Origin of the sequence: Luteipulveratus halotolerans (genome assembly GCF_001247745.1) — a bacterium.
Taxonomy (GTDB): Bacteria; Actinomycetota; Actinomycetes; order Actinomycetales; family Dermatophilaceae; genus Luteipulveratus; species Luteipulveratus halotolerans.
Genome location: NZ_LAIR01000002.1, coordinates 760746 through 779072, shown reverse-complemented (window position 1 = coordinate 779072; position 18327 = coordinate 760746). Strand labels below are relative to the sequence as shown.

General features: G+C 70.8%; 18 protein-coding genes and 1 tRNA gene. 5 read left to right on the top strand and 14 right to left on the bottom strand.

From position 1 onward, the window contains the following. Positions 1 to 114 precede the first annotated feature (114 nt). From VV01_RS23195 to VV01_RS04295, 3 genes are all read right to left on the bottom strand, one after another. Positions 115 to 468: a hypothetical protein gene (locus VV01_RS23195; protein ID WP_157508732.1), complete on the bottom strand. Its 354-nt coding sequence runs from the start codon at positions 466 to 468 to the stop codon at positions 115 to 117. Positions 469 to 845: 377 nt separating this feature from the next. Further along, positions 846 to 922: transfer RNA gene (locus VV01_RS04300), tRNA-Met, on the bottom strand. 68 nt (positions 923 to 990) lie between these two features. Continuing rightward, complete coding sequence (locus tag VV01_RS04295; RefSeq protein ID WP_231635151.1) at positions 991 to 4101, bottom strand: UPF0182 family membrane protein; 3111 nt, start codon at positions 4099 to 4101, stop codon at positions 991 to 993. A gap of 166 nt (positions 4102 to 4267) precedes the next feature. Between VV01_RS04295 and VV01_RS04290 the strand changes: the two genes are divergently transcribed. Beyond that, on the top strand, positions 4268 to 4759 hold the full coding sequence (locus VV01_RS04290) for a PPA1309 family protein (protein ID WP_050671712.1): 492 nt from the start codon (positions 4268 to 4270) through the stop codon (positions 4757 to 4759). A gap of 33 nt (positions 4760 to 4792) precedes the next feature. Here the strand turns inward: VV01_RS04290 and VV01_RS04285 are convergent, their stop codons facing one another. From VV01_RS04285 to VV01_RS24260, 3 genes are read right to left on the bottom strand one after another with little or no spacing between them, the layout of a single operon-like run. After that, positions 4793 to 5890: a YlbL family protein gene (locus tag VV01_RS04285; protein WP_050668815.1), complete on the bottom strand. Its 1098-nt coding sequence runs from the start codon at positions 5888 to 5890 to the stop codon at positions 4793 to 4795. Continuing rightward, positions 5887 to 6333: a molybdopterin synthase catalytic subunit gene (locus VV01_RS24265; protein ID WP_050668814.1), complete on the bottom strand. Its 447-nt coding sequence runs from the start codon at positions 6331 to 6333 to the stop codon at positions 5887 to 5889. Before VV01_RS24265 ends, VV01_RS04285 begins: the two co-directional genes overlap by 4 nt. Then, entirely contained in the window at positions 6330 to 7400 is a 1071-nt protein-coding gene (locus VV01_RS24260) for an NAD(P)H-binding protein (RefSeq protein WP_050668813.1), read from the bottom strand. Before VV01_RS24260 ends, VV01_RS24265 begins: the two co-directional genes overlap by 4 nt. Positions 7401 to 7540: 140 nt before the next feature. Here VV01_RS24260 and VV01_RS04270 point away from each other — a divergent pair, with 140 nt between their 5' ends. Further along, positions 7541 to 9016 (top strand): zinc-dependent metalloprotease, encoded by a 1476-nt coding sequence (locus tag VV01_RS04270; protein ID WP_050668812.1) that lies wholly within the window; start codon positions 7541 to 7543, stop codon positions 9014 to 9016. Next, the gene (locus VV01_RS04265) at positions 9013 to 9588 is read left to right on the top strand and encodes an NUDIX hydrolase (RefSeq protein ID WP_231635150.1); all 576 of its coding nucleotides are present in this window, start codon (positions 9013 to 9015) and stop codon (positions 9586 to 9588) included. Before VV01_RS04270 ends, VV01_RS04265 begins: the two co-directional genes overlap by 4 nt. Before the next feature lie 3 nt (positions 9589 to 9591). Here the strand turns inward: VV01_RS04265 and VV01_RS04260 are convergent, their stop codons facing one another. The 4 genes from VV01_RS04260 to VV01_RS04245 all read right to left on the bottom strand — a co-directional run bounded on the left by VV01_RS04260 (position 9592) and on the right by VV01_RS04245 (position 12624). Beyond that, on the bottom strand, positions 9592 to 9840 hold the full coding sequence (locus VV01_RS04260) for a hypothetical protein (protein WP_050668811.1): 249 nt from the start codon (positions 9838 to 9840) through the stop codon (positions 9592 to 9594). An 85-nt stretch (positions 9841 to 9925) separates the two neighbouring features. Continuing rightward, on the bottom strand, positions 9926 to 10513 hold the full coding sequence (locus tag VV01_RS04255) for a M48 metallopeptidase family protein (RefSeq protein WP_050668810.1): 588 nt from the start codon (positions 10511 to 10513) through the stop codon (positions 9926 to 9928). A gap of 72 nt (positions 10514 to 10585) precedes the next feature. Beyond that, positions 10586 to 11410, bottom strand: a complete 825-nt coding sequence (locus VV01_RS04250) for an enoyl-CoA hydratase/isomerase family protein (RefSeq protein WP_050668809.1) — start codon at positions 11408 to 11410, stop codon at positions 10586 to 10588. A gap of 26 nt (positions 11411 to 11436) precedes the next feature. Continuing rightward, positions 11437 to 12624 carry a DUF2207 family protein gene (locus VV01_RS04245; protein ID WP_071606280.1) on the bottom strand — a complete coding sequence of 396 codons (1188 nt, stop codon included), beginning with the start codon at positions 12622 to 12624 and terminating at the stop codon, positions 11437 to 11439. A gap of 96 nt (positions 12625 to 12720) precedes the next feature. On the opposite strand from VV01_RS04245, the gene VV01_RS04240 reads away from it, so the two are divergent. Both VV01_RS04240 and VV01_RS04235 read left to right on the top strand, forming a co-directional pair. After that, positions 12721 to 13545: a TOMM precursor leader peptide-binding protein gene (locus VV01_RS04240; RefSeq protein ID WP_157508731.1), complete on the top strand. Its 825-nt coding sequence runs from the start codon at positions 12721 to 12723 to the stop codon at positions 13543 to 13545. A gap of 25 nt (positions 13546 to 13570) precedes the next feature. Further along, complete coding sequence (locus VV01_RS04235; RefSeq protein WP_050668806.1) at positions 13571 to 14893, top strand: ABC1 kinase family protein; 1323 nt, start codon at positions 13571 to 13573, stop codon at positions 14891 to 14893. Between the two features lie 126 nt (positions 14894 to 15019). Here VV01_RS04235 and VV01_RS24585 read toward each other — a convergent pair whose 3' ends face one another. The 4 genes from VV01_RS24585 to VV01_RS04220 all read right to left on the bottom strand — a co-directional run bounded on the left by VV01_RS24585 (position 15020) and on the right by VV01_RS04220 (position 18300). Next, positions 15020 to 15148 carry a hypothetical protein gene (locus VV01_RS24585; RefSeq protein WP_269431112.1) on the bottom strand — a complete coding sequence of 43 codons (129 nt, stop codon included), beginning with the start codon at positions 15146 to 15148 and terminating at the stop codon, positions 15020 to 15022. A 106-nt stretch (positions 15149 to 15254) separates the two neighbouring features. Beyond that, positions 15255 to 15542 carry a WhiB family transcriptional regulator gene (locus tag VV01_RS04230; RefSeq protein WP_050668805.1) on the bottom strand — a complete coding sequence of 96 codons (288 nt, stop codon included), beginning with the start codon at positions 15540 to 15542 and terminating at the stop codon, positions 15255 to 15257. A 219-nt stretch (positions 15543 to 15761) separates the two neighbouring features. Continuing rightward, positions 15762 to 16046 (bottom strand): hypothetical protein, encoded by a 285-nt coding sequence (locus VV01_RS04225; RefSeq protein ID WP_050668804.1) that lies wholly within the window; start codon positions 16044 to 16046, stop codon positions 15762 to 15764. Between the two features lie 139 nt (positions 16047 to 16185). Beyond that, positions 16186 to 18300: an ATP-dependent DNA helicase UvrD2 gene (locus VV01_RS04220; RefSeq protein ID WP_050668803.1), complete on the bottom strand. Its 2115-nt coding sequence runs from the start codon at positions 18298 to 18300 to the stop codon at positions 16186 to 16188. Between the last annotated feature and the right edge of the window lie 27 nt (positions 18301 to 18327).

Genomic DNA, 18327 nt, shown 5'->3' with positions numbered 1-18327 from the left:
ATGACTCCGTTCGAGAGTGCTGTGGAAGGTTCACTCGAAGGATCACGCGGTGGCCGCACCCACGTCCACGACCAGCTCGTGTCGACGATGGTCAGCGACCGCGCTACACCACTATCAGGGACTCAACTTCTGGTGTCGGCGCTCCGCGTCCAGCGCGTCGGCCTGATACCGGTAGGGACCCGAGGTCTTGCCGAGGTACAGGTACCCGGGTCGCAGTTTCGACGGCATGATGACAATGTCACCGGGCCGTATCTGGTTGCGGAATGCCCACGCCTGTCCAGTCAGATTAGCCAAACGGCCCGGAGAGTCTTCTGGGAACGCGGCGTCCATACGCGAACGGACCTCCTCGCGAGACGACACCCCCGTGAGGTCGCCGATTCCCCAGCCGATGGTCGCGGTGCCTTCGACCAGGTTGGCTTGCTCCTGCTCTCCGTTGCGGCCTGCACGGACAACCCATGCCTTGCTCATCGTGCGCTCCCAGCTGAGGAAGTAATGAAGTTCCGCCGATGGCCGACGGTCGTTTGGTGCGGCTCAAAACTACACAGCCACTCCATCGGCTTGACATCGTCATCGGTACCCCGAAAGACCACACCCGCATGCTCTCGAAGGTGAGATCCACGCCGTTGGTCGCCCACCCATGAAGTGGAACGGGTTCTCATTTGGCCGCGGCAGTGTGCTCACGAAGCAGGTTCATGCTGCTCGCCCGTGTCGAACACGATGGACCCCCAACAGATCACCGGCGAGAATCGGCGCGCGCCCGCCGCACATCCCGAGGGAGGACTGCTGGCTCGAACATGACGAAGGCCCGGACCGTGAGGTCCGGGCCTTCGTACGCCTGACGCGTTTGGTAGCGGGGGCAGGATTTGAACCTGCGACCTCCGGGTTATGAGCCCGGCGAGCTACCGAGCTGCTCCACCCCGCGTCGGTGAACACAACCTTACGGGACGCCCGCCCGAGCGCCAAATCGGGGCCTGAGCAGGCGAATCCGCGCTACTTCGTCGACGGTGACGGAGTGCTCGACGGCGCCGGAGTGACGCTGACCGATCCACTCGGGCTGGACTTCAGAGCCCGGTTGATCGCCTCTCCGAGCCGCTTCTGCGCCTGGCCGTACGCGGTCCAGTCGCCCTTCTTCAGAGCCGCCTGGCTGTCCTGGTACGCCTTCTGGATGTCCTGTACCGCCTGCTGCTGCGGAGGCAGCGTGCCGCTCGGCGCAGGGGTCGTGCCGCCGGGTTGCGGGGGCGCACTGGTCGTCCCGCTCGGCGAGGGAGACGGGCTCGGGGACGGAGACGGTGAGGTGCCCGGCGGCGTCGTCGGCGTTGTACCCGCATCACCCGCGGAAGCACCCGAGTTGCCGCCGAACAGCTGGTCGAGGGCGCCGTCGAGCGTGCCCGACCAGGCGAGCTTGCCACCGAACGCCACGACGACGTAGCGCTGTAGCGGATAGGAGTTGGCACCCGTGGAGCGGACGTACAACGGCTCGACGTACAGGAGTCCGCCGCCGACCGGCAGCGTCAGCAGGTTGCCGAACTCGATCTGGGCAGAGTTCTGCCGCAAGAGCTGAGACAGGTTCAAGCCGGTCGACCCGTCTGCAGGTTGCTGCTCGTTGGAGGCCAGCTGGTTGGAGAACTGCCCCGGTCCGTCGATCGTGGTGTTGCGCGGCATCTCGAGCAGCCGGATGGTGCCGTACCCGGGCTTCTTCTTGCCGGTCTGGTCACCGGCGTCCGCGTCGACGGCCATGTAGCCGGAGAGGTTCTGCCGGTCGCCGGTCGGGATGAACGCCGTCGTCAACGAGAACGACGGCGAGGACTGGCCGGGCATCGCGACCGACAGGTAGTACGGCGGGATGACCGGCCCGTTCGAACCCGAGGCCGCCGCACCGGCGGCGCTCTGGGTCGGGTCGGTGGGGATCTGCCAGGCGTCGTTGCCCTGGTAGAACGCGCGCGGATCGGTGACGTGGTAGCGCGCCAGCAGCTCGCGCTGCACCTTGAACAGGTCCTCCGGGTAGCGGAGGTGGCTCATCAGCGTGCCGTCGATCTGCGACAGCGGCTTGACCGTGTTGCCGAACGCCTTGGACCACGCCTTCAGGATCGGGTCCTGGTCGTCCCAGGCGTAGAGGTCGACGGAGCCGTCGTACGCGTCGACCGTCGCCTTGACCGAGTTGCGGATGTAGTTGACCTGGCCACCCTCGACGGCCTGGACGTTCTGCGACCGGTTGGTGAGCGAGTCCGAGGTCGCGTCGCCGATGGAGGCGAGCTGGGAGTAGGGGTAGCGCGAGCTGGTGGTGTAGCCGTCGATGACCCACTTGATGCGGCCGTCGACGACGACCGGGTAGGCGTTGCCGTCGACCGTCAGCCAGGGCGCGACCCGCTCGACCCGCTCGCGCGGCTCACGGTGGTCGAGCAGCCGTGAATCGTCGTTGACCACGTCGGACAGCATGATGTTGTACTGCCGGTACTTCACGGCGTACGCGAGCTTGCGGGTCCACGACCCGACCTTGACACCGCCCTTGCCCTGATAGGTGTTCTTGGTCTCGCCACCCTCGGTGCCGCTGGGGTAGTCCAGCTCGCGCGGCGCCGCGCCTGCGGCGGCACCGACGATGGAGTACGTCGGCGACGACTCACCGAAGTAGATGCGCGGCTCGTACTTGCCGAGCTGGCCCGTGGGCGGGATGTCCCGCTCCATGAACTCGGGAGCGCCCTGGTCGGTGCGGTTGTTGCCGTATGCGGCGACCAGGCCGAAGCCGTGGGTGTAGACCGCGTGCTGGTTGACCCAGTTGCGCTGGCCCTCGGGGATGCCGTTGAGGTCGAGCTCGCGTGCCGCGATGACCGTGTCGGTGCTCTGACCGTTGATCTTGTAGCGGTCGACGTCAAGGGCGTCGGCGAACTGGTAGTAGTTGACCCGGCCCTGCAGCTGGCGGAACGTGGGCGGCACGATCGTCGGATCGACCAGCCGGATGCCCGGCACCGTCGCGGCGTCCTTGCGCAGCCCGCCGGCCGAGGCGTTGGTGTTGGGGGTGTAGTTCTGGCTCTTGGTGTCCTTGAGGTCGTACGCCGCACGCGTGGCGTCGATGTTGCGCTTGATGTACGGCGCCTCCTTGGTCGGCTCCGACGGGCGCACGCTGAAGTTCTGGACCAGCGCCGGGTAGATGCCGCCGATGAGCACGGCGCACACCACGAGCAGACCGGTGCCGAGCAGCGGCAGCCGCCAGGTGCGCGTCCAGATCGTCGAGACGAACAGCGCCGCGCACAGCAGCGCCGCGATCGCGAGGATCGCCTTGGTCGGCAGCACCGCGTGCTTGTCGGTGTAGCCGATACCGGTGAACAGCCGACCCTTGCTCGTGGTCAGGTCGTAGCGGTCGAGCCAGTACGCGAGCGCACGCAGCAGGACGATGCCGGCGAGCAGCAGCGACAGGTGCACCCGGGCCGCGGACGTCGTACGAGGACCGTTGCCCTGCAACGAGATCCCGCCGTAGATGTAGTGCGTCAGCACTGCCGCGACGAGCGACAGCACGAGGGCCATCGTCAAGAAGCTCACCAGGAAGCCGAGCAGCGGCAGCGTGAAGACGTAGAACCCGATGTCGAGACCGAACTCGGGGTCCTTGGTGCCGAACGACTGCCGGTTCATCCACAGCAGCGGGAGCTTCCACTGCGCCTGCGCGGCGACACCCGCGAACAGCCCGAACACGATCGGGACGGCGACGAACGCGACCCGACGGAACGGGTCGAGCATCTCGCGGTAGCGGTCGAGGTTGTCCTGCTCGGGCGTCGACGGCGCGTAGATCGGGCGCTGCCGGTGGGCGACGACCAGGCTGACCGCGATGAGAGCGCCGGTGATCGCCCCACCGGCGAGGAACATCGCGACCTTGGTGAGCAGCTCGGTGCGGAACACCTGCGAGTAGCCGACGCTGTCGTACCAGAGCTTCTCGGTCCACAGGTTGGACCAGATCAGGCCCAGGACGATCACGCCCGCGACGACGACCAGCGCGGTCGCGAGTGGCGAGCGGCGGGTCCTCAGCACACCAGGGATGCGGGGTCCGCCCGCACTGAACGGCGAACGGCCGCGACGGCCGCCCTCACTGTCGAAGTCGTCCGTCGAGCTCACCGAGTCGCTCTCTCGAGGTGGGGCCAGGAGCCCCTAACCTAACCCGCGCTCCTGTGACGTCGAGCACCAACCCCGCAGGTCACGTGCCCGCTCCTGCGCGGGCGTACGGCACGATGGTGCGGTGACGTCCTCGCAGCCGCCCATCCGTCCGGTCCTCACCCCGCTCATGAGCTGTGCGGTCGACACCGAGCAGCACGTCGCCGCAGCCGGATGGGACCAGGCGCCACGGTTGTTCGCGATCGCCCGCAACGCCGACATCGCGCGTCGCGAGCCGGCGCTGGCCGAACAGCTCGCCGGCGTCGACCCCGATGCGTACAGCACCATCGAGCAGGAGGGCATGCCGCCGACCTCGTCGATCGAGTCGATGCTCGGCCGGCTCGCCTGGCCCGACGAGGTCGACGGCGTCGCGCTGTCCATCGAGCGCATCGTCGTGCCTCCGGAGGCCGAGCAGGACCTGCCCGAGGACCCCGACCAGGCGAGCGAGGCTCTGGCCGCCCACCCCGACCGCGAGGACGTACGCCTGCTCGTCGCGGTGCTGCGCGACGGTGAGGCCGTCTGCCTGCTGCGTCAGCGCAAGCACGACTCCGACGACAAGGTCGCCATCGGCAACGACATCGCCCCGGGGCTGGTCGAGGCGCTGCGCGCGACGCTCAGCTGACCCGCCGTCGTACGACGACCGGGACGGGATGCGTCAGCCGCAGCTGGGCAGGCCGCTGGTCTGCCCCTTGGCGACCTTCTCGATGGCCGTCCGCGCCTCGTCGAACGTGCCGACCTTGACGACCGTGAGCCCGTCCGGCACATGGCCCTTGACGTCACCGCAGTTGGACGCCGGGGCCAGGAAGTAGTCGACCCCGTCGTCGCGAGCGCCCACCATCTTCTGCTGGATGCCACCGATGGGGCCGACGGTGCCCTCGGTGTCGATGGTGCCGGTGCCGGCGAACTCCTTGCCGCCGGTGAGAGGGCCGGGCGTGATCTTGTCGTAGATCGCCAGGCTGAACATCAGCCCGGCGGACGGACCACCGACGTCGCCGGCGTTGACCGCGACCTTAAACGGGAACGTGTACTTGGGCGCGAGCGAGATGCCGATGACCGCGCGCCCGGTCTCGGGGTCCTTGGCGGTCGGCACGCTCACCGTCTGACGTGCGCCCGCTCGCGTGACCACGATCTGCACGGGCGAGCCGGGCGTGACAACGTCCATCCGGTCGTGGACGGCGGACAGCGTGGTCGCCGGACCGCCGTTGATGGTCTCGATCCGGTCGCCGACCTTGAGCCTGCCCTCGGCGGGCCGGCCCTTGCCGATCGCCCCGACCGTCACGGTCTCACCGACCTTCTTGCCGGCGGCGCGCAGCCCGACGACCTCGGCGGCCTCCTGCGAGCCGACCATCTCGGCGGTGTTCTCCTGCTCGACCTGCTTGCCGGTGACGCCCTTGGGGAACACCTGCTCCTCGGGCACGATCTTGCTGTCGCTGTCGGTCTTGGCTCGCAGCCACTGCCAGAACGTGACGGGGTAGTTGGGGCCGCCGTAGAGCGAGACGGTCGTGAAGTCCAGACGGCCCGACGTCGGGTAGGTCTGGGTGCCGCTGATGGCGATGATGTCGCGGTTGTCGGTCTTGCCGAGGGTGTCCTGGGCCGGGCCGGGGCTGAAGATCGCGTACGGCATCTTGACCAGCTGACCGATCGCCCCGATGACCACCGCCAGCAGCACGACCACGAGCAGCCACGTCGTACGACGGGACAGGCCGCCCGGTCGCTGCGGTGCCTGCGGCACGCTCGTCTGCGGCGTACTCATGGCAGTCCCACCCACTCATCGCTCCCGTCACTGAACTGCTGGTGCTTCCAGATCGGCACCGTGCGCTTGAGAGTGTCGATCATGTCGCGGCACACCTCGAGGGCGGGCCCGCGATGCGCAGCGCTCACGGCCACGACCACCGCCGTCTCGCCGATCGCGAGGTGCCCTGTGCGGTGGACCGCGGCGAGCCCGACGACGTCGTCGCGCAGCACCTGATCGGCGGCAGCCTCCAGGGCCGCCACGGCCGTGGGGTGCGAGGAGTAGTCGAGCGCGGCGACCGGCTTGTCGTGGTCCTGCTCGCGCACGACACCGACGAAGAGCGCGATGCCGCCTGCTGCCGGGTCACGGACGGCGTCGAGTGCCTCGTCGACCGACAACGGCCGGTCGACGACGTCCAGGAGCCGGATGCGCGGATCGCGCTCGGCGGAGACCTGCTGACTCACGTACTGCCCTTCTTCCGACGTCTGCGCATGATCGCGGCCGTCGCGCCGACGGCCACGGCGGCACTGGCGGCTCCGATCGCCGCCCCATCCTTGCGGTCGAACCTGCGTGTTGCCCCCATGCGGTGCGCCCGCGCGTCGTCGAGCAGCACCTCGACGCAGGTGCTGTTGTCGTACGCCGGCCGCCAGCCCTCCGCGCGCAGCCGCGAGCTGCCGACCGCCCACGGCTGCGCGACGTAGCTGAGGTCGGTGGCCGGTGACGGCAGCGAGCCGATGCGGTGCAGCCGGTGGGCGATACCCGTCGCCGCGGCCGTACTGAGCTCGACCGTGCGCAGGGCGGTGAGCTCTTCGAAACGGTCCTGGTCCAGCCATCCCTCGCACCCGACGGTGACGACCGGTGCCAGCTGCGCGGAGACGACGTACGAGATCGCGGCGCCCAGGTCGTCGACATGGCACAGCTGCCATGCCGGAGCCGAGTCCTTCAGCCGCAACAACCTGGGCGCGGCGACGTGCCGGGTGATGATCGTGTCGGTGCCGCCGACGAGGGTGGCCGGACGCACGATCGTGGTGGTGAGGCCCGGGTGGATCGCTGCGGCGCTCTCGAGCGCCTCCTCGGCAGCGACCAGGTCGGCGACCAGGCCCGACGCGGAGCCTGCAGCGCGCACGGCGTCCTCGGGCAACGGCAGGTCGTTGTCGGCGCTCGCGCCGCAGACCATCGCGCTGGTCACCAGCACGAGGTGCCGTACGCCGGTGGCGGCCCCGGCGAGCACCAGCGTCTGGATCTCTCGGGTCAGCCGCTCGCGGCGGCCGTGGTCGGCGAGCTCGCCGGCGAGGTCGTCAGGCGCGAGGACGTGGACCACCGCCCGAGCTCCGCTGAGGTGGTCGGCGACGGTCGGCACGACCAGGTCGGCGTCCTCGACGAGCCGGACCAGATCGCCGGGCAGGTCGTCGGGCGCCGGGCGCTCCGATGACGCGAGCGCGACCACCGGGGTTGGCGCACCGGCCGCGCCCGAGACGAGAGCGCGCACGACCGCCGCACCCGCCGGCGTACCGGCGTGGGTGACCACCACGGGGCTGGTCCGCCGAGAGCGAACACGCCGCCCTGAGGAACTCACTACGGCCCCCTCGTGGTTGTCTGGGAAGAGACGTCATCCTCTCACCGACGCAACAGCGCGCGACGACTCACACCCGACGTCCGAGGAGCCCCATCGTGTCCGACACCCCGCACCTGCAGCCGAGCGGCCCCGGCGACGACGACCAGCCCGACCTCGCCGAGATCCTGCGAGCGCTCACGGGCGGCGACCTGTCGTCCAACCCCGAGCTGGCCGACGCCCTCATGCAGATGGGTGTTCAGGACCTCGACCCCGCGATGCTGCAGATGGTGCAGGCGCAGGTCCAGGCGATGATGTCGGGTCCGGCCGATGGCTCGTTCAACGTGCAGCTCGCCACCGACGCAGCCCGCAAGACCGTCTCGGCCGCCGGCGACTCCAGTGTCAGCAGCACGACCAGCCGCGATGTCGAGCAGGTCGTGCAGGTCGCCAACCTGTGGCTCGACGAGGTCACCGACCTGCAGGCCCCGACGGCCGGTGCGCGCGCCTGGTCGCGTGCGGAGTGGGTCGAGCAGACCATGCCGGTGTGGCGTCGGCTCGTCGAGCCCGTCGCCGTCGGAGTGGGCGGTGCCATCAAGACCGCCATGCAGCAGCAGCTCGGTCAGCTCGGCGAGGCCGACCTCGCGTCCGAGCTGGGCCTGCCTCCGGGTGTCGACGCGTCAGCGCTCGTCGGCCAGATGGAGCCGATGGTCGCGCGCATGAGCAGTGCGATGTTCGGGATGCAGGTCGGTCAGGCGGTCGGAGCGCTCGCCAGCGAGCTGGTCACCGGCACCGAGGTCGGCCTGCCGCTGGTCGAGGGCAACCCGATCGTCGTGCTGCCCGCCAACGTCGCCGCCTTTGCCGAGGGCCTCGGCATCGAGCCCGGCGAGGTGCACCTCTACCTCGCCGTGCGTGAGGCTGCGCGGGCTCGCCTGTTCGACGAGGTCTCCTGGGTGGCCCCCGCGCTGATCGCGGCCGTGCAGTCCTACGCCGGTGACATCAGCATCGACACCGACCGCATCGAGGAAGCGCTGCGCGAGGCCGACACCTCCGACCCGGCCGCGATGCAGTCGGCGTTGCAGGGCTCGCTGTTCACCCCTGAGCCGAGCGAGGCGCAGCAGCGCGCAGTGCAGCGCATCGAGACCACGCTCGCCCTCGTCGAGGGCTGGGTCGACGTCGTCAGTGAGCGCGCCACGACACCGCACCTCCCCCACGTCGCCGCGCTGTCCGAGGCCGTACGCCGCCGCCGCGCCTCGGGCGGGCCCGCCGAGCGGGTCTTCAGCTCGCTCGTCGGCCTGGAGCTGCGTCCGCGACGACTGCGCGACGCCGCCAACCTGTGGGCGGCGTTGGAGGAGGCGGGCGGTGCCCAAGCGCGCGACACGGCCTGGGAGCACCCCGACTTCGCGCCCTCCGGAGCCGACCTGGACGACCCGCTCGCCTACGTCGAACGACGCACGGGCAGCGCCCCGGCCGCGCCCGAGCGCGACGCCTTGGATGACGAGCTCGACAAGCTGCTCGCCCAGGGACGCGCCGAGATGGACAACGACACACCCACCGACGACGGCGACGACGAGTCGTCGTCCCGGACGTCGGAGTGACGACCGCGCCCGAGGTGCCTGCGGCGTACGTGGCCCTCGACGCCGACGTCGCCCGCCTCCTCGGCGAGTGGACGCCACCGGACGCCGAGCAGCAGCGCCTGCGCGACCGGTTCGTCGCGCACGAACGCGCCCACACCGGTGCGACGTGGCGTGACGGCCCGGCCGAGCACTTCACCGCCAGCACGATGGTGCTGGACGCCTCGCTCGAGCGCGTGCTGCTGACGCTGCACAAGAAGGCCGGCATCTGGGTTCAGGTCGGCGGTCACCTCGAGCCGGGTGACGTCGACGTGCTCGCCGCCGCGACCCGCGAGGCCCGTGAGGAGACCGGCATCGCGGGCCTCACCCTGGCCCCGCACCTCGTCCAGCTGCACGAGCACGCCCTGCCTTCGGCGTTCGGGCGCTGCCGCGCTCACCTCGACCTGAGGTTCGCCGCGCGCACTGAGCCGGGGGCTCAGCCGGTCATGTCCGACGAGTCCGACGACCTGCAGTGGTGGCCGGTCGACGCCCTGCCCGAGCTCACCGACCCCGACATGGGCGAGCTGGTCACTGCCGCACGCAACACGTTCGGCTGACCCTCACCAGCGCAGCCCGGCCTGCGCCAGCTCTGCCTCGACCTGCAGCCGTTCCAGGCCCTGCATCTGCCGCCGACGATGCGGGGGCGCCGGCAGGCCGAGCTGGACGCAGCATGCACGCAGCGTGTCGTCGTACGCCAGCATGACGGCCTCGAGCCGGTGCACGCGCGCCGGCTGGGTCGAGCGCTCGAGGGCCAGGAGCGCGAGGCCCGGCAGCACGCAGATCGCGAGGTAGACCAGCAACGCGCCCATGTCGACTCCCGTGGAACGCCGGCGGTGCCGGCGGCGTACGCCCGTCTCACGTCATCGTGGCACTCCGCCGACGGCGCGGCCAGGGTCAGCCGACGCCGGTGTCGTCCTCGGCCTCGTCGGTCTCGTCGACGTCCGGCTCGGACGCGGAGCCGTCAGCGTGGGCCACACCCTCGAGGAACCCGCGCGCACGGTCCAGGTGCGGATAGCCGCTCAGCAACGACCAGAACGACTTGCCGTGGCCTGGCTGGAGCAGGTGAGCGAGCTCGTGGAGCAGGACGTAGTCGACGACCCACTCGGGCATGCCCTGCAACCGGTCGGACAGCCGGATCGTGCCGTCGAGCGGGGTGCACGAGCCCCACCGCGAACGCTGGTTGCTGACCCAGCGCACCGACGCCGGACGGGCGAGCCCGCCCAGATATCTCGCGGACAGGTCGGCGGCTCGCGCCGCCAGCTGGGTGTCGCTCGGGCGCAGCCGGCGGTCGCGCGCCTGCACCTTGTCGACCATCTCGGCGACCAGCGTCGCCTCACGGGCCTTGCTCAGCCGGGCAGGGACGAGGACGATGATGCGATCACCGTCGCGATAGGCGCTGACCGTACGCCGACGACGGGCACTGCGGCGGATCTCCACCACCGGCTCGGTGGCGGAGCGGACCGTCAGCGGCTGCTCGCCCATACCCGACAACCTAGGTGACGACCCTGACAAAGTCCCGCAGGCCGGACCGGGACGAGCCGACATCAGTGCAGGTCAACGCCCCACGAACCGCGCCGGGCGCTTCTGAGCGGCGGCTGCGATGCCTTCGTGCACGTCGTCGGTGGTGAGCGTGACGGCCTGCGCGAGGGCTTCCCACTGCAGGGCCTCCTCGGGGCCTGCATGACCGCCGTCGCGCAGCGCGAGCGTGGTCAGCCGAGAGGCGATGGGCGCGCTCCGCGCGATGCGCTCGCCGGCGCCGAGCGCTTCGTCGAGCACCTGCGCGGACGGGAGCGCGCGGGAGGCCAGCCCCAGGCGTACGGCCTCGTCGCCGTCGATCACCCGGCCGGTCAGGAGCAGGTCGCGGGCCACGGCCAGGCCGGCGACGTCGGGTAACGACCAGGTACTGGCCATACCGGGGTGCAGGCCGAGGTGGGTGAACGGCACACCGAGCCTGGCCTCCTGCGCGACGTAGCGGATGTCGCAGGCCAGCGCGACGGCGAGCCCGGCGCCGATGGCGTGCCCGTTGACCGCGGCGATCGTCGGCACCTCCAGCGCACGGATCGACAGCCACGACCGGTAGAACGCCAGCATCCGCCGACGCAGGTCGGCCACCGAAGAGCCCTTGTCGGCGACGATCCAGTCCAGGTTTCCGCCTGCGCAGAACGCCGGACCCGCACCGGTCACCACGACCGCGGCGAGCTCGGTGTCTGCGGAGAGCGCGTCCATCAGCCGCACCCAGGAGTCGGTCATCGCGTCGGACATCGCGTTGCGCTTGTCGGGCAGGTCGAGCGTGACGACCGCGAGGTGGCGGCCGTCGATCTCACGGCGTTCGGCACGCAGGTCATCGAGGGGAAGGTCCCACCAGAGAGCGTCAGTCATGCGCCGAACGCTAGCTGCCGGGCGGTTCAGTCTCCTCCTCCGCCGCCCGAGTCTCCTCCGCCGCCGGAGTCACCTCCCCCTCCCGAGTCGCCTCCGCCGGAGTCACTGCCGCCCGAGTCGCCGCCGTCCGCGCTCGACGCCAGGTCACCGACGTCGCCGGTGACGTCGTCGACCAGCGACTCGACCGAGTCGGCGAACGCGTCGAACGCGTCCGGGATGCCGTCGAGCACGTCGATCCCGTCGGTCCAGCCGAGGTCGAGATGGGTGATGCCGGTGTCGCCGACGGCGTAGCCGCTGTGCTGCGCGGCGACGAGAACGTCGCGGAACACCCGGCACCAGTGCTCGGTCAGCCCGAGCGCGACCGCCCAGGGCAGGCCCCGGCTGAACAGACCGGCGGCCTCCTCGAACCTGATCCGGCGCGCCTCGGCCACCTGCAGGAAACGGCCGAACCCGCTGATCTGGACCGCGAGCGCCGTGCCCTCGGCCGTACGACGCGGTGTCGCGGTGAGGGCGATGACGACCATCGACACGAGCACGCTGATCGTCGCGAGGGAGCCGAGCAGCGGAGGGACTCCGGCCAGCGTCACGTGGTCGCCGAACGTGAGGGCGGCGGCTGCGAGCACCCCCAGTGCGAGGACGACGCCCAGGCTGAGCAGCAGCGGCCGGCCGGACAGCCAGCGCAGGTCTCGAGCCTGCTGGTCGAGCTCGGTGCGCAGGCCCTGGAGGGCGGTGCGCAACCAGTCCTTGCGCTGAGCGATCGTCACCGGGACGTCGATGGGGAACAGCGCCCGCAGGACGCCCCGCTCAGCGGGTGAGAGCGAGGACCACTGCGCCGTCGTGCCGGTCGGGTCGAGCACCCAGTCGCCGGGCGCGAACGCCTCACGCCGGTGCGGACGTCTGATCCTGAAGTGACCGCGGATCGCGAGGTCGACGAACGCCGCGCCGAGGTCAGGGGCCTGCGTACGACGTCGGGTGAGAACGCCCACGCTGGCGGGTCGGACCTGCGGCGAGTCGAACCGCACGGCCGCGTCCTGGACCATCTGCCGCGCGCGTCGCCCGTGCTGCCGCCGTGCGGGCTGCCCGTGCACCGGGAGCAGGCCAGGTACGAGGTCGGCGAAGTACTCGTCGACGCTCCCGGCCCGCACCCGGCGACGCCACCACAGCGCCACGAGTGGTGCGGCGACCAGCACCACCAGCGCGATCCCTGCTCCCACGATCAGGTCCCCTCTCGTCCGCCCCTGTGGACGACCGATCATGCCGGTCGCGTTCCCCTGCAAGAGTGCGGGCAGCCCACACCCTGGAGGTGGCCCATGTCCCCCACCGATTCCCGGTCCGCCGTGATCCTGCGCGCCTCGCCGCACGCCCCCGGCGCTGTGCACGTCAGCCTCGCCCGCCTGCGGTCGGTCATCGTCGCCGGCCTGGAGCCGCCCGACCGCCGCGTCCTCGTCGAGCTCGGCTCCACCACCAGCAGCGCGCTGCGGGCCGTGTCGTCCGGTCGGACCACCCGCCCGGAGGCTGCCGCAGCGCTGCGGCTGCTGGCCAGTGCCGCCGAGCAGGCGGCCGGGTCCGAGGTCCTCACGGGCACGGTCTCGGTGACCGGTTACGGCTCGCTGCGCGAGACCGTCGCCGCAGTCGTCGCGTCGTCCGGTGGCGAGGTGGTCCGCGACGCACCGACGGCGGTTCGACCACCCGTCGTGCCGACCTCGTACGCCGCTCCCGACCTCGCCGTGTGCGTCAGCGCCGAGGTCGCGGACGTGGCCCGCGCCGAGAGCTGGGCCGCGCTCGGCGTCCCCGTCGTGCCGGTCGTCACCCACGGAGACCGCATCGCGGTCGGGCCGGTGCTGCGACCGGGCCACGGCCCGTGCGCTCAGTGCCTCGAGCTGTACCGCGCCGACCGCGACCCGGGGCGAGCCGCGCTCGGCGCCGCTCTGCTACGCGCCCCGGTCGCCGCCGACCCGCAGCCCGGGCTCGGGAGCCTGGCGGCCGGGCTCGTCGCGCTCATCGTCCGGGGCGAGCTGATCGGGACGCCGGCGCCCCTCGGCGTCGGGCAGGTCGTGTCGATGCCCCACGGGCACGTGTCGTATCACCAGTGGTCGCAACATCCTCGGTGCCCGTGCGTGACAATGAACGCATGAGCAGACACCGGGCCGGCACGACGCGATGAGCGAGATCCCGCGCAAGGCGGTGGTCCGGTCGGCCCGGCTCGCCACGCTGCCGATCGGGTTCGCCGGCCGAGCCGCCCTCGGTCTCGGCAAACGCGTCGGCGGTCGACCGGCCGAGCTCGTCGCCGCCGAGCTGCAGGCCCGCACCGCCGAGCAGCTGTTCCAGGTGCTCGGCACCCTCAAGGGCGGCGCGATGAAGTTCGGGCAGTCGCTGTCGATGTTCGAGTCCGCGCTGCCCGAGGAGCTCGCCGGGCCCTACCGGGCAACGCTCACCAAGCTGCAGGACGCCGCTCCACCGATGCCCGTCGCGATGGTTCACGCGACTCTGGCCGACGAGCTCGGCGACGACTGGCGCGAGCGGTTCGAGTCGTTCGAGGACGAGCCCGCAGCAGCAGCGTCCATCGGCCAGGTCCACCGCGCGGTGTGGGCCGACGGCCGTGACGTCGCCGTCAAGGTCCAGTACCCAGGCGCGGCCAAGGCCCTGATGTCCGACCTCAACCAGCTGACCCGCGTCGTACGCCTCACCGCCAGCTGGATCCCGGGCCTCGACCTCGCCCCCATCCTCGATGAGCTGAAGGGCCGGATGGCCGAAGAGCTCGACTACGAGCTGGAGGCGGCCTCGCAGGCACAGCTGGCCGAGGCGTACGCCGACGACCCCGACTTCTGCCTCCCCGACGTGCTCGACTGGTCGCCCCACGTCATCGTCTCGGAGTGGGTCGACGGGACGCCGCTCTCGGAGGTCATCGCCTCAGGCACCCAGGCGCAGCGCGACCTCGCTGCGGCTCGCTACCTGGAGTTCCTCGTCGCCGCACCCGAGCGCGCCGGAGTGCTGCACGCCGACCCCCACCCGGGCAACTTCCGGCTCCTGCCCGACGGGCGTCTCGGGGTCCTGGACTTCGGGGCGGTCAACCGGCTGCCCGACGGACTGCCGCCAGCGCTCGGCGAGCTGATCTCGCTCGCGCTCGAGGGTGACGCCGAGGGCGTGGTCGACGGGCTGCGCGACGAAGGCTTCATCAAGTCACGCATCACGATCGACGCCGAGGAGCTGCTCGACTACCTCGGGCGGTTCCTGGAGCCCCTGCACGAGCCGACCTTCGCGTTCTCCCGGTCGTGGCTGCGCGGGATCTTCGCCTACGTCAACGATCCCCGCAGCAGCCAGTTCACCGTCGGCCTGCGCCTCAACCTTCCCCCGCAGTACCTGCTCATCCACCGCACCTGGCTGGGCGGCATCGCCGTGCTGTGCCAGATCGAGGGCACCGTCCCCGCCCGCGAGATCGTCGGCCGGTGCGTGCCCGGCGCCGGCTTGCCGCCGCTGCCCTGACCTCACCCGGACATGGCGAAGGCCGGGTGAGGTGAAGGACAACCTCACCCGGCCTCCCGGAGTCACACTCGACGATCGGACCGCGTGCTACGGCGGTGCCTGGCGTCGAGCGGTCGATGCGCGGCCTCACCGCTCGAGGCGGTGACGCTCCTGGCGGCGTACGTGCAGGGCCACCTGAAGCGACCGGCGACGTACACCCGTGTTGCGGGGGTGTACTCGCTGGCGCGCCAGCTGCTCGTTCAGTACCTGATACATGGTGAATCTCCTTGAGACAGAACGCTTTTCGAGTTGCTCAGATGGACACGGCCTCCCGTGGAGGGACGTGTCGAACAGGTCGGCGGATCGCATGACGTGCATGGGATCACGCGGCGACCGGGTGCTTGCGCGGACGACCGCGCGGACGCTTGCGCGGGATCACGACGCCCTGGAGGAAGAGCTCGCCACCCCAGACACCCCACGGCTCGCGGCGGTCCTTGGCCCCGGACAGGCAGCCCTCGCGGAACGGGCAGCTGCCGCACAGGGCCTTGGCGAACTCGACGTCGTCAGGGCGCTCGGCGAACCACAGCTCCGGGTCGTTGACCCGGCAGGGCAGCTCCGTGCCCTGGTCAACGGCGTCCATGGTGTCGGCTATCAGATCGGTGAGCATCATGGGTGGCACCTCCTTCTTCTCCTGACCCCGGTCCAGGGGTCGCTGTGTCGTGCTCCGGCGCTGCGGGTTCACCGCTGCTCCGGTGGTGTTGGCGGGCGGGCATTCGGCTGGCGTGCTGGTCGGCATTGCTGGCTTTCTGCTGTCAATGGCCCCGCGGACACGAGAAAGGCCGCGGACCCTGATATCGGGTTCCGCGGCCTGAGGAGGCTGGTCTAGCAACTAGACCGGATGACTCCAGGAAGCGGAACGAACGACACCATCGGCAAAGGACTTGGTGTACGGGTGGGCAGAGCGATCGGTGGCGATGACCGGGACTCCGGCTCCGGAGAGGCGCTCGGCCTGGACGTCGGCCAGGCCGGCGACGGCGCGCTCACGGACGACAGCGGACACACTGATCCCCTGAACCTCGACACGTGCGGATCCGAGGATCGGACGCATGAAGGCAGCAGTGATCGGCATGCCGGTGCTCTCGCACGTCATGCTCTTCATCGTGGTGATGTCCATGTCTCCAACCCTCCTTCGTTCGTATCGATGACCCCACCCGGCTGCCTGAGCCGGCGGCCTGAACATCAGACAGATTACGTCCGCCCTGTGAGAGCGCACAACCGAATTAATCGTGATTTCTTCAGATTCTTTGTGTGGATCACGCAGATTCTTCGGATTCCGTTGCAGCACAACACCTTTCGGCGGTCTGCTGCGGATCGGAACCGCCAAGAACATCGAGGACGAACGGGCCGTAGCGCTGGAGCTTGCGTACGCCGACGCCTGAGATCCGGCTCAGCTCGCCGGCGCTGGACGGCCGCTTCTCGGCGATGGCGATCAACGTCGCGTCGGTGAAGACCACGAACGCCGGCACCTTGCTGATCGAGGCGACGGCCAGTCGCCAGGCCCGCAGGGCCTCGAACTGGGCCTCGTCGTAGGTCGGCGGGCAGTCGGCGCACCGGCCGATCTTGCGCTCGGCGGCGGTGGCGAGGTCCTTGCCGCAGCCGCGGCAGCGGGTGGCCGCAGCGACCTTGCGCTCCTTGGCCTTCTTGCGCGGTTGCGACCGGGCCGCCTCACCCAGCACCGACGCAGCGCCGTCGAGGAAGCGGGAGGGGCGACGCGACGCGCGCCCGCCGGGGTTGCGGGCCGCAGCGTACGAGACGACCAGCCGCTGACGGGCACGGGTGAGCCCGACGTAGAGCAGCCGCCTCTCCTCCTCGACCGCCTCGGGGCCTTCGGCCATCGAGATGGGCAGGAGCCCGTCGCTGCAGCCGATGAGGAAGACGTGGTCCCACTCCAGGCCCTTGGCGGAGTGCAACGACGCCAGCGTGACGCCCTGCACCGTGGGCGCGTGCTGCTCGGCGGCACGACGGTCGAGCTCGACGACCAGGTCGGGCAGGCGTACGCCCTCGCCGGCGGCCGCGACGTCGTCGGCGAGCTCGGCGAGCGCGTTGAGCGACTCCCAGCGCTCGCGCACGGCGCCCCCGGACGTCGGCGCCTTCGGGGACCAGCCCGCGCCGGTGATGACGTCGCGCACGAGGTTGCCGAGCGGCACGCTGCCGTCGTCGGATCGCGCCGCACCGCGCAGCAGCAGCACGGCGTTGCGGACCTCCTGGCGGCTGAAGAAGCGTTCGCCGCCGCGCACCAGGTAGGGCACGTCGACCTCGGTCAACGCGGACTCGACGGCCTCGGACTGGCCGTTGGTGCGGAACAGCACGGCGATCTCGCTGGCCGGGGTCCCCTTGCGCACGAGCGCTGCGATCTGATCGGCGACGCCGCGCGCCTCGCCCGGGTCGTCGGCGTACGACGTCAGCGTGGGCGCGGGGCCGGACGCACCCTGCGCCTGCAGCTCGACCGTGCCCTGTGTGCCGGCGCGGACGACGAGGTTGGCGAGGCCGACGATCTCGGGCGTGGAGCGGTAGTTGCGCACGAGCTTGACCTGCTCGGCGTCAGGGTGCTGGGCGCGGAACCCGAGCAGGTGCTTGGGCGAGGCCCCGGTGAAGGAGTAGATCGTCTGAGCGGGGTCTCCGACGACGCACAGGTCGCGCCGCTCGCCGACCCACGCGTCGAGCAGATGCTGCTGGACGACGTTGACGTCCTGATATTCGTCGACCACGAAGTGCCGGTACTGCGAACGGATCTCGCGGGCGACGTCGTCGCGGTCGTGCATGATGCCGACCATCAGCAGCAGGACGTCCTCGAAGTCGATGACACCGCGCTCGGTCTTGACCTCTTCGTAGACCTCGAGCATGCGGGCCATCGCGGTGAGGTCGAGGTCGGCCGGGCTGCGACCGGCTCGCCGCGCGGCAGCCGGATAGGTCTCGGGCGTCAGCATCGACACCTTGGCCCACTCGATCTCCGAGGCGAGGTCGCGCATCACGGCGCGGTCGAGCTGCAGGCGCAGCCGGGTGCCCGCCTCACCGACCGCGGGCGCCTTGTGGGGCATCACCTCGGGCGCGGGGCCGCCGATCACCCGCGGCCAGAAGTAGTGCAGCTGACGCAGGGCGGCGGCGTGGAAGGTGCGTGCCTGGACCGCGGGGACGCCGAGCCCACGCAGGCGCGTACGCATCTCACCGGCCGCGCGCGCCGTGAACGTCACCGCGAGCACGCGTTGCGGCTGGTAGGCGCCGGAGTGCACGCCGAAGGCGATGCGGTGGGTGATCGCGCGGGTCTTGCCCGTGCCGGCACCGGCCAGCACGACCATGCGACCGAGCGGGGATGCGGCCACGGCCCGCTGCTCGGGGTCGAGCCCTTGGAGGACGTCGTCGGCGTTCATCGCGAGCCATGCTCGCACCTGCGGCCG

Excerpts from the sequence above, each read along its gene's own strand:
- VV01_RS23195 (WP_157508732.1), bottom strand. The coding sequence starts at position 468 with ATGAGCAAGGCATGGGTTGTCCGTGCAGGCCGCAACGGAGAGCAGGAG.
- VV01_RS04290 (WP_050671712.1), top strand. The coding sequence starts at position 4,268 with ATGAGCTGTGCGGTCGACACCGAGCAGCACGTCGCCGCAGCCGGATGG.
- VV01_RS04285 (WP_050668815.1), bottom strand. The coding sequence starts at position 5,890 with ATGAGTACGCCGCAGACGAGCGTGCCGCAGGCACCGCAGCGACCGGGC.
- VV01_RS04260 (WP_050668811.1), bottom strand. The coding sequence starts at position 9,840 with ATGGGCGCGTTGCTGGTCTACCTCGCGATCTGCGTGCTGCCGGGCCTC.
- VV01_RS04255 (WP_050668810.1), bottom strand. The coding sequence starts at position 10,513 with ATGGGCGAGCAGCCGCTGACGGTCCGCTCCGCCACCGAGCCGGTGGTG.
- VV01_RS04250 (WP_050668809.1), bottom strand. The coding sequence starts at position 11,410 with ATGACTGACGCTCTCTGGTGGGACCTTCCCCTCGATGACCTGCGTGCC.
- VV01_RS04240 (WP_157508731.1), top strand. The coding sequence starts at position 12,721 with ATGTCCCCCACCGATTCCCGGTCCGCCGTGATCCTGCGCGCCTCGCCG.
- VV01_RS04235 (WP_050668806.1), top strand. The coding sequence starts at position 13,571 with ATGAGCGAGATCCCGCGCAAGGCGGTGGTCCGGTCGGCCCGGCTCGCC.
- VV01_RS24585 (WP_269431112.1), bottom strand. The coding sequence starts at position 15,148 with ATGTATCAGGTACTGAACGAGCAGCTGGCGCGCCAGCGAGTACACCCC.
- VV01_RS04230 (WP_050668805.1), bottom strand. The coding sequence starts at position 15,542 with ATGATGCTCACCGATCTGATAGCCGACACCATGGACGCCGTTGACCAG.
- VV01_RS04225 (WP_050668804.1), bottom strand. The coding sequence starts at position 16,046 with ATGGACATCACCACGATGAAGAGCATGACGTGCGAGAGCACCGGCATG.
- VV01_RS04220 (WP_050668803.1), bottom strand. The coding sequence starts at position 18,300 with ATGAACGCCGACGACGTCCTCCAAGGGCTCGACCCCGAGCAGCGGGCC.